At 60.7% G+C, this 14,302-nt stretch carries 22 protein-coding genes; 18 read left to right on the top strand and 4 right to left on the bottom strand.

Annotated features, from left to right (window positions below):
- Window position 1 precedes the first annotated feature (1 nt).
- Window positions 2–1,453: a DHA2 family efflux MFS transporter permease subunit gene (locus tag BLW08_RS04900; RefSeq protein ID WP_091323674.1), complete on the bottom strand. Its 1,452-nt coding sequence runs from the start codon at window positions 1,451–1,453 to the stop codon at window positions 2–4.
- Window positions 1,454–1,484: 31 nt separating this feature from the next.
- On the opposite strand from BLW08_RS04900, the gene BLW08_RS04895 reads away from it, so the two are divergent.
- Window positions 1,485–1,859 carry a hypothetical protein gene (locus tag BLW08_RS04895; RefSeq protein WP_254779687.1) on the top strand — a complete coding sequence of 125 codons (375 nt, stop codon included), beginning with the start codon at window positions 1,485–1,487 and terminating at the stop codon, window positions 1,857–1,859.
- A 7-nt stretch (window positions 1,860–1,866) separates the two neighbouring features.
- Here the strand turns inward: BLW08_RS04895 and BLW08_RS04890 are convergent, their stop codons facing one another.
- From BLW08_RS04890 to BLW08_RS04880, 3 genes are all read right to left on the bottom strand, one after another.
- Window positions 1,867–2,865 (bottom strand): S1C family serine protease, encoded by a 999-nt coding sequence (locus tag BLW08_RS04890; protein WP_091323673.1) that lies wholly within the window; start codon window positions 2,863–2,865, stop codon window positions 1,867–1,869.
- Window positions 2,866–3,235: 370 nt separating this feature from the next.
- Window positions 3,236–3,529, bottom strand: coding sequence for a helix-turn-helix domain-containing protein (locus BLW08_RS04885; RefSeq protein WP_175538581.1), 294 nt, complete (start codon window positions 3,527–3,529; stop codon window positions 3,236–3,238).
- Window positions 3,530–3,916: 387 nt separating this feature from the next.
- Window positions 3,917–4,159: a helix-turn-helix domain-containing protein gene (locus BLW08_RS04880; protein ID WP_091323669.1), complete on the bottom strand. Its 243-nt coding sequence runs from the start codon at window positions 4,157–4,159 to the stop codon at window positions 3,917–3,919.
- Window positions 4,160–4,331: 172 nt separating this feature from the next.
- Here BLW08_RS04880 and BLW08_RS04875 point away from each other — a divergent pair, with 172 nt between their 5' ends.
- From BLW08_RS04875 to BLW08_RS04800, 17 genes are all read left to right on the top strand, one after another.
- Window positions 4,332–4,586: a helix-turn-helix domain-containing protein gene (locus BLW08_RS04875; RefSeq protein WP_139244856.1), complete on the top strand. Its 255-nt coding sequence runs from the start codon at window positions 4,332–4,334 to the stop codon at window positions 4,584–4,586.
- Between the two features lie 361 nt (window positions 4,587–4,947).
- On the top strand, window positions 4,948–5,211 hold the full coding sequence (locus BLW08_RS04870; RefSeq protein ID WP_091323665.1) for a hypothetical protein: 264 nt from the start codon (window positions 4,948–4,950) through the stop codon (window positions 5,209–5,211).
- Window positions 5,208–5,408, top strand: coding sequence for a hypothetical protein (locus tag BLW08_RS04865; protein WP_091323663.1), 201 nt, complete (start codon window positions 5,208–5,210; stop codon window positions 5,406–5,408). The genes BLW08_RS04870 and BLW08_RS04865 overlap by 4 nt, the downstream gene beginning before the upstream one ends.
- On the top strand, window positions 5,405–5,677 hold the full coding sequence (locus tag BLW08_RS04860; RefSeq protein WP_091323662.1) for a hypothetical protein: 273 nt from the start codon (window positions 5,405–5,407) through the stop codon (window positions 5,675–5,677). The genes BLW08_RS04865 and BLW08_RS04860 overlap by 4 nt, the downstream gene beginning before the upstream one ends.
- Window positions 5,674–5,850 carry a hypothetical protein gene (locus tag BLW08_RS23805; protein ID WP_175538580.1) on the top strand — a complete coding sequence of 59 codons (177 nt, stop codon included), beginning with the start codon at window positions 5,674–5,676 and terminating at the stop codon, window positions 5,848–5,850. The genes BLW08_RS04860 and BLW08_RS23805 overlap by 4 nt, the downstream gene beginning before the upstream one ends.
- Window positions 5,847–6,209, top strand: a complete 363-nt coding sequence (locus BLW08_RS04855) for a hypothetical protein (protein ID WP_091323660.1) — start codon at window positions 5,847–5,849, stop codon at window positions 6,207–6,209. The genes BLW08_RS23805 and BLW08_RS04855 overlap by 4 nt, the downstream gene beginning before the upstream one ends.
- Window positions 6,206–6,457, top strand: coding sequence for a hypothetical protein (locus BLW08_RS04850; RefSeq protein ID WP_139244855.1), 252 nt, complete (start codon window positions 6,206–6,208; stop codon window positions 6,455–6,457). Before BLW08_RS04855 ends, BLW08_RS04850 begins: the two co-directional genes overlap by 4 nt.
- 124 nt (window positions 6,458–6,581) lie before the next feature.
- Complete coding sequence (locus BLW08_RS04845; RefSeq protein ID WP_091323656.1) at window positions 6,582–7,007, top strand: hypothetical protein; 426 nt, start codon at window positions 6,582–6,584, stop codon at window positions 7,005–7,007.
- Window positions 7,004–7,480 (top strand): hypothetical protein, encoded by a 477-nt coding sequence (locus BLW08_RS04840; RefSeq protein WP_091323655.1) that lies wholly within the window; start codon window positions 7,004–7,006, stop codon window positions 7,478–7,480. The genes BLW08_RS04845 and BLW08_RS04840 overlap by 4 nt, the downstream gene beginning before the upstream one ends.
- A gap of 183 nt (window positions 7,481–7,663) precedes the next feature.
- Window positions 7,664–8,485 (top strand): YqaJ viral recombinase family protein, encoded by an 822-nt coding sequence (locus BLW08_RS04835; protein ID WP_217639212.1) that lies wholly within the window; start codon window positions 7,664–7,666, stop codon window positions 8,483–8,485.
- Window positions 8,482–9,030: a hypothetical protein gene (locus BLW08_RS04830; protein WP_091323650.1), complete on the top strand. Its 549-nt coding sequence runs from the start codon at window positions 8,482–8,484 to the stop codon at window positions 9,028–9,030. Before BLW08_RS04835 ends, BLW08_RS04830 begins: the two co-directional genes overlap by 4 nt.
- Window positions 9,027–10,253 carry an AAA family ATPase gene (locus BLW08_RS04825; RefSeq protein ID WP_175538579.1) on the top strand — a complete coding sequence of 409 codons (1,227 nt, stop codon included), beginning with the start codon at window positions 9,027–9,029 and terminating at the stop codon, window positions 10,251–10,253. The genes BLW08_RS04830 and BLW08_RS04825 overlap by 4 nt, the downstream gene beginning before the upstream one ends.
- Window positions 10,253–10,702 carry a single-stranded DNA-binding protein gene (gene ssb / locus BLW08_RS04820; protein WP_091323647.1) on the top strand — a complete coding sequence of 150 codons (450 nt, stop codon included), beginning with the start codon at window positions 10,253–10,255 and terminating at the stop codon, window positions 10,700–10,702. Before BLW08_RS04825 ends, ssb begins: the two co-directional genes overlap by 1 nt.
- A gap of 38 nt (window positions 10,703–10,740) precedes the next feature.
- Complete coding sequence (locus BLW08_RS04815) at window positions 10,741–11,688, top strand: SPFH domain-containing protein (protein ID WP_175538578.1); 948 nt, start codon at window positions 10,741–10,743, stop codon at window positions 11,686–11,688.
- A 113-nt stretch (window positions 11,689–11,801) separates the two neighbouring features.
- Entirely contained in the window at window positions 11,802–12,098 is a 297-nt protein-coding gene (locus BLW08_RS04810; protein ID WP_091323643.1) for a glutaredoxin family protein, read from the top strand.
- Window positions 12,099–12,295: 197 nt separating this feature from the next.
- The gene (locus BLW08_RS04805) at window positions 12,296–13,360 is read left to right on the top strand and encodes an RNA ligase (RefSeq protein ID WP_091323641.1); all 1,065 of its coding nucleotides are present in this window, start codon (window positions 12,296–12,298) and stop codon (window positions 13,358–13,360) included.
- The gene (locus BLW08_RS04800) at window positions 13,357–14,265 is read left to right on the top strand and encodes a phosphatase domain-containing protein (RefSeq protein WP_091323640.1); all 909 of its coding nucleotides are present in this window, start codon (window positions 13,357–13,359) and stop codon (window positions 14,263–14,265) included. The genes BLW08_RS04805 and BLW08_RS04800 overlap by 4 nt, the downstream gene beginning before the upstream one ends.
- Window positions 14,266–14,302 lie beyond the last annotated feature (37 nt).

Genomic DNA, 14,302 nt, shown 5'->3' with positions numbered 1-14,302 from the left:
GTCAGGCACGTTGCCCGGCCGCGCCGCCGTCGTCGGACGCTGTATCAGTTTCGCTGGAAGCGGCGGCCGCATCAGGCGCAGGGTTTCGGATCCCGACGGCGGATGCCACCGCACCGATCAGGAACAGGCCTGCTGTGACCAGCAAGGCGTTGTACAGACCGTCCCTGCTAAAGACCGGCCCCACGATCACCCCAGCGAACGCAATCGCGATCAACCCGGCGATGCGGGCTACAGCATTGTTCACCGCCGAGCCGATTCCGGCCTCTTCAGGCGGGACAGCACCAAGAATTGCGGCTGTCAGGGGCGCCACGAGCGTGGCCAAGCCCAGGCCGAAGACTATCTGGCCGGGCAATACCTGGGCCCAATAGTTGAGAGGTTCCTGAACAGACAAAGCCATCAGGAAGCCCACGCCACACAGCGCCGGGCCCACAGTCATGAACCACCGGGGGCCATACTTGCCCGCCAATCCACCGAAGTAGGACGCACCCAGCATCAGGATTACCGTCCCCGGAAGCAACGCGATCCCGGCCGCGGTGGCTCCCATGCCACCCACCTGCTGCAGGTAGATTCCCAACACGAAGAAGCCAAGCGATATCCCCGCGTAGATGGCCAGCGTTGCAATGTTTCCCCAACCAAAATTACGGATAGCGAACAACCTCAAAGGCAGCATGGGCTCGGCTGTCCTCGCCTCATGGATGAGGAACAGGACCATGGCGCCAACACCAACCACCAACGGTACCCACACCTGGACGCTCCCCCAGCCCATACGGCCCTGTTCGATGAACGCGTACACCGGACCGCCCAGGCCGATCATGGCAAGGAATGCTCCCAGGTAATCGATGCGCTTGCTCCTGTCCCTCGCGGCATCGGCCGCCCGGAGGCCGGCAAGCATCGGCCAGATGCCAATTGCGGGGATGACGTTGATGAAAAAGATGACACGCCACGACAGAAGATCAACAGCCATACCCCCAATCAGCGGACCGACGATGGCCGCAGCACTGGTCCAACCGGACCACTGTCCAATGGCTTTCGATTGTGAAGGGCCGGAGAACGACGTAATGATCATGGCGAGCGAGCTGGGAACCAGCAGGGCTCCGGCTATGCCCTGGAGGGCCCTCGAAACAACCAGGACTTCACCGTTCCAGGCGAGACCACACATGACCGACGTTATGGCGAAGCCCGCCAAGCCCCATTCAAGTATTCGCGCCCTGCCGAAATGGTCGGACAAAGAGCCTGCCACCAGGATCAGCGCACCCAGCGTCAGCAGATACGCATCCACCACCCATTGCTGGATGACCAAGCCCCCGCCGAGCTCGCGCCCGATGGCAGGGAGTGCGAGATTCACCACAAATCCGTCGAGGATAGCGATGAACGAGGCCACGATTGCCACCACAAGAACGCGTTTCTGGAGCGGAGTGCTGGGTGGCAGGGCCGCTGCATCAGTCATGAGCACAGCCTACGCCCGGGAAGTCCCGTATCGTTGAATGGTGATTAGCAGACGTGATGCCGCATTGGCCCTTGATATTTCGATGGAAATGGCCCAACGCCACGGCATTCCGTCCCGGCTGAGCGAGGCAGACCTCCGGGAGATCCAGGACAATCCCCCCGCCTGGCTGGTTCAGTCGCGCGCCAACCGCACTGGCAAACGGCCCGTCTGGGTCCAGCTCACCTGCGCCGTATGCGGCTACTCCGAGGCCATTCGTCCCAAAAAATGGTGGCCGGACTTTTCCTTCGTGTTCTGTGGCACGCACCGCAACAGCGAACTGCCAGCCCTGTTCCTCGGCGAAGTCCGCAGCGAGTACGAAGGTATAGGCAGCCGCTTCATTGGCGTGGTGGATGTCCCGGAGAAGCAGTCCTAGGCTGTCCTCACTGTTGGCTCATTTCGGACGGCACTGCTATGAGCTGCAGGATTCTTCCGTCCCGCAGCACTGTCAAAGGGAAAGATTCGCCAATGGCTTCTTCGAACAGTAGCTTCTGGAGGCTTTCCGCGCTGGACACGGCCCGCCCCTGGGCACGGAGCACGAGGTCGCCTGGCTGGAGTCCCGACAACTCCGCCGGGGAGTCCTGTATCACCTCCACAACGCGTAGGCCCTCCTTCTGGCCCGTCCGCACCACTGCACTGGCGTCAAGGGGTATCGGTGTACTCACCAGGCCCAGATAGGCACGGTGTACCTTGCCGTCCCTTAACAGCGACGCGATGATGCGTTGCGTTGTCCTGTTGATGGGCACCGCCAACCCGAGCCCCAGACCTGCCACAGCCGTGTTAATTCCGACTATGCGGCCCTGGGTGTCCGCCAAAGCACCACCCGAGTTGCCGGGATTCAGCGCGGCGTCCGTCTGAATGACGTCCTCAATGACGCGCCGGTGTTCGCCTGCCCGGACAGGGATGGACCTGCCCAGCCCACTCACGACTCCCGCGGTCACAGATCCCGCCAAACCCAGCGGGTTGCCCACTGCGATCACCAGCTGCCCCACTCGCAACGTATCTGCATTTCCCAGCAGAGCAGGCGGCGGAGTGGACCTATGGCCCCGGACCACAGCCAGATCGGACAAAGGATCTGCGCCGACCAACTCCACGTCCGTGTGCTTGCCATCGGCGAAGACGGCCCTGCCTGCCTGGATGCCTGCCACCACGTGGGCATTCGTCAACATGTAGCCATCACCGGTGAAAACGACCGCCGATCCGCTGCCCACCCTGATTTGGCCTCGACGGCCGGTGCTGGTCATTTCAATGGCCGCGACGTGGGGCGTCACGGACGCCGCCACACTAATGACAATCCGGGAGTAGGCGTCCAACGCTTGGTCTTCGTCTACGACGTTTTGCGGATCCAACTCCGGTTGTTCGAACTCCGGCTGGGTGCTCATCCCGTACCTCCTGCTACCCCTGTAGGCTGCCCCGCTAGCGTGCGGTCCAGTTGCCTATCCACTACAACCGCCAACGACGGCTTACTACTCCATAAGTTGGTACGCCGTGGGTGAACGCTGTTTACGGGCACAGAAAAAGCCCCCGGATCACGAAGATCCGAGGGCTTTCCTGGGTGGAGATGGGGGGAATTGAAAACCCGTACGGTCATGTTTCGGCACATGTGTTCGATCTTTCCTCCGCTGAATCTAGCGGTTCTTGCCCGTCCTCAACCTCACCTGTTCCGTCCCATGTTGGCGCGGCCAACAAATATTGGCCCACGAAAAAGCCCCATCCTCATTGCCGAGGGTGGGGCTCATTTTTTGGTGGTTCTCACTGATCCGGCAGCCGATCCCTGCGGACCTGGCTGCTGGCCATCGACTTCACCGCAGCCTGCAAGACGCCGAACAAACTGACCTCCAACGCCTTGCAAATCGCCTCGATGTCATTGGCCGTGAAAGCCACCTCATTCCGGAGGCGCCTGGACAGGTAGCTCTGGGATATCTTGCTGGCTTTCGCCAGTTGCGGGCCGCTCACCTGCTTCCGGGCCATGACTGCCCGAAACTCGGCCGAGACGGCGCGCGCGAACGGGCCGGCTTCCGGCTGTTTACCTGTGGGCATAGACATGATCGTAAACCGTCCTTGGACTAGAAAACCCCATAGACGCATGATCTACCCCATATGGCCATTAACAACCCATATGGGGCATAGCTGCTGCGATCAACGCTACGCGCCTACGTGATACATCCACAAGATCGATTTAAGCAACCCGCCCCATATGGGGTAAATTTGCCTTGGCGATTCGAGTATTACGGGCCTAGTTCTAGCGGCCACGGGCGACTATTCGCACCTTGTCGGAGTCTCCCGCTAAGGTTCTTTTATTAGTACATATGTTCGAACGATTTGGGGAGTGCCGCTTGAGGATTGACGTTGCAACGGTCGGATCAGTGACGATCCGCACGGTAAGGGAGCTTGGCAATACAGCTGCCGCTGCAGGCGTCCTGCCATCCTTGCTTATTCGGCAATACGAGCTTCAGCGCGCTGCATCAGAGCCTGAGGACTGAGGCCCAGCGACTCGGCGAGCTTGAAGAAGGCCGGCATGGGCATGCTGCGGTGACCTTTGAGGTAGCGGTTCAGGGTTGCGCGTTCGATGCCCATCTTGGCAGCCAGGTCTTTCTGGTCCATGTCGCGCTCGGCCAGTTCAACCTTGATTTGAGTTGCCAACGCCGCTTCCAGGCGTTCACCGTATGTGTCCATGTGTCAATCTTAAACACCAATTGGTCACTTACACAACGTGATTGGTAACTGGGTAACCAGATACAGGTTTACCTAGGGTCACCAACGTGTACTCAGTTCACGCACTTCGGACTACTTGGAAGTGTTCAAATGGATACTTGCAATTGTCCAAACGGACACTTACAGTACTCATATGGACACCCCAACCACCCCACCCAACAGCCCGGACGTGGAGATCGGCCAGCGAGTACAAGAGGCCCTGATCGTAAAGCGCGTCACCGTGAAAGCTCTCGCCGAGACGCTCGACATGAGCTACAGCACGATGCGGAGGACGCTCGAAGGAGAGCGTAGCTTCACCATCAACCAGCTGGCGCACGTCGCCGATCGACTCAACATCCAGCCGTCGTCGCTGTTGCCAAACTCCATGGCCACACGGGAAGCGGCGTGAGCGAATGTCCACCGTAACCCTCCAAGCTTCCGAAACCCCAGCAACTTTCCGAACACCCGAAGAAGTCGCCCCAGAGTTGGGGATGACCAAGACAGAACTACGGCGCTACTGCCGAGAGTCCGGGCACTGCACCAGACTCAGCAAGAACCGAATCATGCTCCACCAAGATGACATCGAAAAGCTCATCCTCTGGGTACGCGAACGAAACGCCGGCGCAGCCGAGCAAGAAGCAAAGCACGACCCCTTCGCCTAACGGCCCCGCCACTTCTGGCACCCTCGCCCGACTATCTGGGCACCCTTCCTGCATCACCATCTTTGACCTCACCCATGGGTTCGTCCCTCGGAGAAAGGGCTAATTGCCATGCCCGAAAACACTTTGGCTGGCTGGGAAAACAAGATCCGTTCCTATGCTGCCACTCACAGGCTCCCCCTCGATCGCACGGTCGTCAGGCGGGCGGCGAAGAAAATCAACCGCAACTTCGAAGCGTGCAACGCATTGACCCTCACGGATGACGAGCTCATCGCCCGTGTCCTTCAACACTCGGACCCGACGGGCGAGGAAGCAGTGAAGAACGTTATGCGAGAGCGCAACCATGCTGCAGCGGCGCGGAGGTTGGCGGCATGAACGACGGAATGGTGAAGCGCGCAGTAAAGCAAGGGATCAACTCCCGCCCTGTCGAGAACGGCCGCGGCGGCAAGCGGCCCCGCAAGAACGCCTTCCAATTCACCCCGGACCTAATGGCAGATGCACTCGAGCGTGCCCGGCAGAAGCGCATCAAGGACGACATCAACGCCTACGCGGCAAGGAAGAGGAACTCATGAAGGCTGCTGCTCTCGAAGACAACGTCTGGATTGAGGATGCTGTCGCCACCATCGGGCAACTCTCCCGGGACAAGGAAGAGTTCACGGCCGACGACCTGCGTAAGGAGATGCGGCCGCCGGCACATCAGAACTGGCCGGGCATGGCGTTTGCCCAAGCCCGCAACCAAGGGCTCATCGAGTCGGTCACCTCGGCAACATCCACAGCCCGTTCCCGTAAGAACGGCTCGCTGAAGACATGGCGCCGCTGCACAGAAGGGAAACAGCAATGACCATCCTGATGCTCGCTTTTGTGTTCGCTGCTGGCCCACTCATGATCCACAAGGCCCGCCAGCATGACCGCCGTCTGGAACCGCGCGAGCCGGTGGACTGGGACGCCATAGAGGAAGAAGCGCAGACCCGTTACGAGGATGACGCCGACAGCTACAGGAAAGGTGAGTCATGAGCCGCGCAAGGCAACGCATCACGAACGCTGTGGAGTCCCGCGGTTACAAGGTCAAGGAGCTCACATGGGAGCCGATCTACAACGCCGGTGAGATGTCTGGGCTTGCCGGCGGCTGGGATCTCATCCTTGATCGGCCATTCCTCGAACGCACCTTCCCGGGTGATGACATGGGAGCGCTGTCCGTAGAAGAGCTGCTGGCCAATATTGACTACTGGCTGCAACCTTCTGACCCATGCGACTGCGACCGAGAGCATTCGGCGATGACAGCGGCAGGTTTGATCAACGATCCGCAGAAGCCCACGCATGATCCGGCTTGCCAGTTCCACATCAAGTACCAGCTTCGGTGGTGGGCCAAGTGATCCGTCATCCTCTTCGTGCCCCGCATGTGCAGCAGCGTCCGGCTGAGGGTATGCCGGCGGGTGGTTGGGCGGCCGCTGACCTGAACCTGCCCGCGCTCTGGTACCAGGCCATCGCCAACTGCGCGACCGGCTGCGAATACCCCATCAGCGGCGACCAACGGCCCGAACAAAGGGATGTATCTGCGGTATCCCACGACAGCCGGAAGTTCACCACCAAGCAGCTCATCCATAACGGTCGCAAGCCATGACCACCCCAGCACCGACCCCGCCGGCGCCCCTCCCGCCGATCCTCGCCGCGAAAGCACGCAATCCCTTGCAAGTTGAACTTGCAACAATCCTCCAAATCACCGAACCGACAACGAAAGAGAAACCATGACAACCCTGATAGTTGACGCTGACGACAAGGTAGCCATCCGCGATGAACTCGGCCACGACGTCGTCTGGAACTTCCTCGAATACGGCGAGGCCTCACCCGAAGACATCGCAGCCTTCCAGGACGCGTATGAACTGGTCAAGAACGGCAACGACGACTGGTGGCACACGGACGGCGACCTCTACCAAGGCACCACACTCATGCGAGTCATACGCCGCAAGTCGGATGGCAGGCTCTTCGGGTTCTCCTACTGGCAAGGCGGTGGCAAGCACGGAGAGTCGATGGTCGAACACAACGGCGATGACCACGGCTTCCCGTCCAAGTACGACTGGGAAGACGGCGTCGAAGAAGACGAGGTCTGGTACGTGTTCCGACCGATCAAGTCGCAGCCCATTCCGGCGTACGTATTTGAGGAGTCCGAATGAGCCGGGACCCGATCGAAAACGCAGACCAGCCGCCCGAAGTCGATGTGCATGACGACTCGAAGAAGTTTCCGCCAGCGCAGAGTGCTGCCACGCGGATCTTGGAGTTCGTCTCATGGTTCGGCGACGGCGAAGTTATCGGCGAGGTATTTGAGCAAGATAACCCTCCTCTCTACGCTCGCGACCTCGAAGCCGCTGCGAAAGCTGCAGTTGCTCCCACTCCCGAGGTCCTGTCCTTCATCAATCAGCGCAGCGAGTACGTGACGGCGGCGAGGAACTCGGGCGGTGACGTCGCCGACTATCACCGCTGGCAAGGGCACATGGAAGCCCGCCGGCAGTTGGCTGAAAAGCTGGGCTACACAGTTCCCTATGAGGTATCGGACCGGACCGAGAGGATTCTGCCCACGCTGGCCGAACTTGCCAACGCGCCCGAGCAAGAAATTGCAGATGACATGGTCAGGAATGACCACCAGTAGCCTCCCGCCTGGAATGAACCATGACCGGGCCAAAGAGAACTGGTCACGCGGACACAACCCCCGACCCGGCTGCGACTGCCCGCCATGGCGATACACGCCCGTAAAGCCCAGACCCACCAACCCAGACTGCAAGATCCACGGCCCCGGACAGGGGCCTTTTTCATGCCCAAACCAAGGAGAAGAATGACACTCCACACGTACCCAGAACTCGAACAAGGCACCGACGAGTGGTTGCAAGCACGATGCGGCCTCCTGACAGCGTCCGTCCTCGGCAGCATTGTTTCTTCGCGCCAGCCAACGGCAATCGAAACAGACTGTCCGGAATGCGGCGCAGAAGCCTCAGGCCCCTGCGTTGGGAAGCGAACTCCCGGCCCACTCAAGACCCTCCACTCGGCCCGAGCGGCAGCAGCCCGCGAACTGGACAGGGTCATCACGGCAGACACCACCAGCGAAACAGCGCTCGGCCTCATCATGACACTCGCCGCCGAACGCATCACCGGATTCGTCGAACCAACCCTGCAGTCCCGGGCCATGGAACGTGGCCAGCTCGATGAGCCGTACGCGAGAGACGCTTACTCCACCCACCACGCCCGAGTCACTGAGCTTGGCTTCATGGTCCGTGAGTTCGACGGCTTCAAGATCGGATACTCACCGGATGGGTTGGTTGGCGATGACGGGCTTATCGAAATCAAGTCCCGCGCCCAGAAGATTCAACTCAAGACGGTCCTTGGCGACGAAGTGCCCGGGGAGAACATCGCGCAACTCCAAACGGGCTTGCTTGTCTCCGGCCGACCTTGGATCGATTACACCAGCTACTGCGGCGGTATGAAGCTCTGGACAAAGCGCGTCTACGCAGACCCCGCCTGGCAAGCCGCCATCCTCGACGCCGCCGCCCAGCTCGAACGGATCGCCGCTGAAATGGTCAGCGACTACCTCGATGCGACCGCCGGCATGCCTGACACGGAGCGCATCAATCACTACCTCGAATTGGAGTTGAAGCTTTGAAAGTCACAGCCGAACCACGCTCCGACCAATGGAACGCCGATGACTTCATAGGCGGCCCGCGAACCTTCACAATCGCAGGCGTCCGTAAGGGAACCGCGGAACAGAAGTACGACATCGACCTTGTGGAAGGTGAAGGCCGAGCTTGGCGCCCGCCGCTCGGCATGCTCCGCGTGCTGATGAAGGCATGGGGCGATGAGTCCCCTGTATGGGTTGGCCGCCGCGTCACGCTCTTCCGAGATGCCACAGTGCGTTTCGGCAAAGACATTCCAGGCGGAATCCGCATCTCCCACATGTCCCATATCGGCAACAAGCCCTTGGACGTGCCAATCACGATTGCCCGGGGAACACGCCGAACCTACACCGTTCAGCCTTTGCCCGACGTCGCACCATCCGGCCAGCCAACGATCAGCGACAAGGTCAAGACCGACACAGCCAAGGCCATCGCCGAAAACACCGTCGCCGCCTACCTTGAATACCTCGCCGCGAACAACGCGCCACCGCACATCATCGACTACGTCAACACCCAAGCAGGAGAAAACAAGTGAGCCGAATCGTCAGTCTTCAGTCCACCAACTACAAGCGGCTCAAGGCCGTCCGCATCGAACCGGATCCTGACGGCAACCTCGTGGTTGTCGGCGGCAAGAACGCGCAGGGCAAGTCCTCGGTTCTGGACAGCATCACGGCCGCGCTCGGTGGAGTGAACGCGAAGACCACGCCGAAGCCGATCCGCGACGGTGAAGACCGCGCAGAGATCATCCTCGAAACCGAGGACTTTGTTGTCACCCGGCGATTCACCGCAGGCGGGTCCACGCTCACGCTGAAGTCGCATGATGGCGCCGTCTACCCCAAAGCTCAAGCCAAGCTGGACGACTGGCTTGGCACGCTCGCCCTCGACCCACTGGCATTCACGCAGCTGTCCGACAAAGAGCAACTGAAAGCGCTGCTGGACCTCGTTGAACTTCCCTTCGACCCAGTGAAGCTGGACGCCGAACGCGCCGACCTCTTCTCCCAACGAACCGAAGTGAACCGCGAACTAAAGCAGGCGAAAGCGGCGGCAGACTCCATCCAAGTGACCAAGGAGATGTCCGAGCTTCAGCCGGTCAACGTCTCCGATTTGCTGGCCAAATACCGGGCCAGCAAGGCCGCCCAAGATGAAGTCGACGCCCGGCTCAAGGACCTGTGGTCAGCGGAGGCGGAACTTGAACGCGTGGAAGGCATGCTCCGAGAGGCGCGGGAAAGGGTCGCCGATGCCACGCGCGCGAGTGACCAAGCGTTTATTGGTGCCAGGGCGCACGAGGCTGCTGAGGATATTCAGGAGAAGCTCGATAGCGTCGAGCAGAACAATGCGGACGTGAACACCTACCAGTCTTGGGTTCGAGCAACCGAGCGGGCAGGCGAACTGCAGGCCGAATCGGCTGACCTCACCGGCCAGATCGATGCGATCGACAAGAGCAAGGCTGAAGGCTTGGCCGCTGCCGTGTTCCCGGTGGATGACCTCGGATTCGACGAGTCCGGCGTGTCGTTCAAGGGCGTCCCGTTCAAACAGGCATCCAGCGCTGAGCAGCTGCGCGTCTCATTGGCCATGGCCATCGCACTCAACCCGAAACTGCGCGTCATCCGAATCGCGGACGGCTCACTCCTCGACTCCGACAACCTGGCCCTCGTGGAATCCATCGCTCGCGAGCACGACTTCCAAGTCTGGATCGAAATGGTAGGTGACGGTGACGGGCGCGGGATCATCATCGACGACGGCGAGGTCAAGGAGTAGTGGCCGGCGAAACCCTTATCACCATCATCGGCAAAGTCCACGACGATCCGGAGCAGAAATTCAACGTTGACGGATCCGCAGTGACAAGACTGACCGTCGTCACCAACCCGCGCAAGTACAACAAGCAAACGAACAAGTGGGAGAACATGCCCGGCAAGTTCTGGCCATGTCGAGCTTGGAACCAAGGTCAAATGCTGCTCGCGGACAACGTATCCAACACCCTCAAGAAGGGTGACAACGTCATCCTTCACGGCGAAATCGAAACTCAGGTCTGGGAAGACGCGCAAGGCACCAAGCGGCGCGGCGACCAGATCCGAATCGAAGCCATCGGCAAGGACCTCCGCTGGCACCAAGCACCCGCCAACGACGTCCCCGCCACTCACCAGCCCGCCGCGGATCCCGGCGGATGGGGCGGCGAACCACAAGCCAACCAAGGTGGTTGGGGATAACCCCTGCCGCCAAACCAAACCACCAACAAGGAGCACACATGTTCATCTTTGCCATCATCCTGGGCGTTCTCGCCCTCGCGGCTCTTGCAGCCGCATTCTTCGTTCCCAATCGGGACAGCTATGGCGACACCTCGCCGCTACCCAGAATAGGAAAGCTCGTCAGCGCCGGTCTCGGTCTGCTGGCCATCATCTTCCTAGCCACCACAATGGTCTACGCGCAGGATCCCGGCGAGGCCAAGGTACTGAAGAACTGGTCCGGTTCCGTCGAAGGCCAGGACACTACCGAAGGCTTCGCGGTCAAGGCGCCGTGGGTGGACGCGATCGACTACGACATCCGAAATCAGCAGGCCGCCTACATCGGCAACGGGCAGGATGACTTCAACGGCAAGAAACCGAACGGCCCGCAGATCACCATTCAGGACAAGGACGGCGTGAGCGCCAACTTTGACGTCGTGGTCCGCTACTCGATCCGGCCGGACAAAGTCAGCGACGTCTACCGCGAGTTCGGCGTGCAAGAGAACTTCCGCGCTCGACTCATCGACCAAGACATTCGCTCGGTAGTCCGCAACGCTCCTGCCAAGTACGCCACCTTGGATGTCCTCACCCGCCGCGGTGGAGTTGAGAAATCGATCACCGATGCGCTCTCATCGCGCTGGGAATCGCAAGGCGTGCAGGTCGAATCCGTTGCGCTGCAGGAGATCCGCTACCCCGACGATGTCCGCCAGAAGTACGCAGATGCGCAGAATGCCCGAACTGAAATCGTTAAGGCACAGGCCGAGCTTGAAGCTGCGCAGATCTCCGCTCAGCAGAAGGTTGTCCAGGCGCAGGCCGAAGCTGACGCCAACAGCAAGCTCGCCGCATCACTCACTGATCCCATCCTGCGGCAGCGATACTTGGACACGCTCAAGGAATTGGCCAAAGCCGGGAACCTCGTCGTCGTCCCAGCCGACGGCGGAAATCAGATCATCAACCTCCCCGCCAAGTAGCTCAGCCAATCTGATCTAGCACAACCGAACCAAAAGCAAGCCGCCAGTGAGCGGCTTTTTTCATGCCCGCGGCGCCCGGCTCACCACCGGGCGCCGCCCCTCGAAAGGACCCTATGAACCACGCAAACGAAATTCAGGCCCGGGACGGCGTCGCTGTTGTCCTCTACGGCAAGCCATCGTGCGTCCAGTGCGATGCGACGGAGCGGAAGCTCAAGAAGCACAACATCCACTTCACCAAGGTCGACGTCAGCGAGGACGAGGTTGCCCTGGCGTTCATCAAGACGCTCGGCTACCTGAAGGCACCGGTCGTTTACGTATCGGCGATCGATGGCGATGAGCACTGGACCGGCTTCGACGTAGAGAAGATCGCCCTGCACATCACCGAACGACCCGACGCGCATGCTGCTTAGCGACAACTGCTGTAGCGCTTGCAAAGGCGCGTTCGGTATCTGCCGCGACCGCAACTGCTGGCACCACATCGACACGCGACGACGCCAGGACAAAGACGACATCTCCCGACGCCTCTACCGCGACCCCACCGGCGACGAAGCAGTCAACAACGTCATCCGGTCCACCAGACCAAAACGACCCGAGAGAAGAAACCGCCGTGCACATCACTGACCTGTTCACCCTCGAAGAACTTGACGCCGAGATCGAAGCTCGAAGGATCAAGCCGAACGATCACCCAACACTCCCGCTCCGACTCTTCAACTACACGGAGATCGCTCAGTACCAGAAGTCCTGGACCGCGGTGACCCGGACTTGCCGCGGCCTGATCGTCCATCGCGAAACCGGCGAAGTTCTCGCTCGACCATTCCCGAAGTTCTTCAACCACAACGAAAATCAGCACCCGCACTTCGATCCTGCCGAGCCGATCACCGTAACCGACAAAATGGACGGATCGCTGGGCATCACCTATCCAACCGCCGGCGGCACGCTGGCTGTCGCCACGCGAGGATCCTTCACCAGCGACCAAGCAATTCACACGACGGCAATCCTCCGGACGCGTTACCCGGACTGGCGGCCCCCGGAAGGATGGACGGCCCTGTTCGAGATCGTCTACCCGGAGAACCGCATCGTCGTGGACTACGGCGACGTCGATGATCTGGTACTTCTCGGAGCGGTCAACATCCAGAGCGGGATCAGTTGCAGCCCCGCAGGTTTGTCGTGGCCGGGCCCTCGCGCTTTCACTTTCGAGTTCAACTCCTTCGCTGAAGCTCTGGCCGCACCGCCCCGCAAGAACTCCGAAGGGCTCGTGGTCCACTTCCGAACCTCGGATGTCCGCGTGAAGATCAAGCAGGACGACTACGTCGCGCTGCACCGGATCGTCACCGGCTGGAACGAGCGCACCATCTGGGAGCGGCTGTCCAGCGGCGAACCTCTGGACCTGCTCATCGAGGGTCTGCCCGACGAGTTCCACAAGTGGGCCACCGATATCGCACGCACCCTCACCGCAGAGCACGACCTGATGCTGCACCAGGCGAACACCCTGCACGCCGAGATCCTCGAATCCATGCCCAAGGGCTGGGAACGCAAGGACTACGCCATCGAAGCATCACGCTTCCCCGCGTGCCGCCCCGCGCTCTTCCAGTTGCTCGACGGCAAAGACATCAACGCCTGGGCATGGAAATCCGTGTACCCCACCTACGCAGAGAAGGACCAAGCAGCATGAGCAAGCTCATCATCACCCGCGGGCTGCCCGCATCCGGCAAGACCACCTTCGCCCGGCGCTGGGTAAACGCTGACCCTCGCACCCGTATCCGGCTCAACCGTGACGAACTCCGCCGCATGCTGCATGCCGACGTCGAGGCGACCACCAATGGCGTGCAGGAACACCTCATCACGAAGCTCCAGCACGACGCCGCCCGGCAAGCACTCCGCGCTGGCACCGATGTGGTTGTGGACGACACGAACCTTCGAGGGAAGACCGCAGCAGACTGGGCCAAGTTGGCCGATGTCGTCGGCGCCGAGTTCGCCGTACAGGACTTCACCCACGTATCCTTCGAGACGTGCTTGTGGCGGAACGCCCAGCGTCCGGCCGAGACGCGCGTGCCAGAGGATGTCATCAACACCATGAACATGAAGTTCCTCAACGGCCGGATCCTCCCCGTTCCAGCGCCCCGCCAGAAGGCTGAGTCTGAGTGGACCCCGTACGAATCGGATTGGTCTTTGCCGACCGTATACCTCGTGGACATTGACGGAACAGTGGCCATCAAGGGTGACCGCGACATCTACGACGGCGCGAAAGCTCACCTGGACACAGTGAATGAAGACGTCGCCATGGTCATCCACTACCTCGGCGAACAACACCAGCTGATCTACATGTCCGGCCGCAGCGATGAACACCGCGGCGTTACTGAGCAGTGGTTGAAAGCAAACGGGCTGGAATTCGACGAGCTCCACATGCGCGCCGCCGGCGATCACCGCAAGGACTCGATCGTCAAGCACGAACTGTTCAACCGCCACGTCCGCAACAAGTACAACGTCCGCGGCGTCTTCGACGATCGAAACCAAGTCGTAGAGATGTGGCGCGCGATCGGCCTCACCGTATTCCAAGTCGCCGACGGCAACTTCTAACCTGAACCGCCCACCAAGGCCCCGCAACCCGGGGCCT

This window comes from Arthrobacter sp. cf158 (assembly GCF_900106835.1).
Lineage (GTDB): Bacteria > Actinomycetota > Actinomycetes > Actinomycetales > Micrococcaceae > Arthrobacter.
This window is presented reverse-complemented; position numbering and strand designations above follow the sequence as displayed.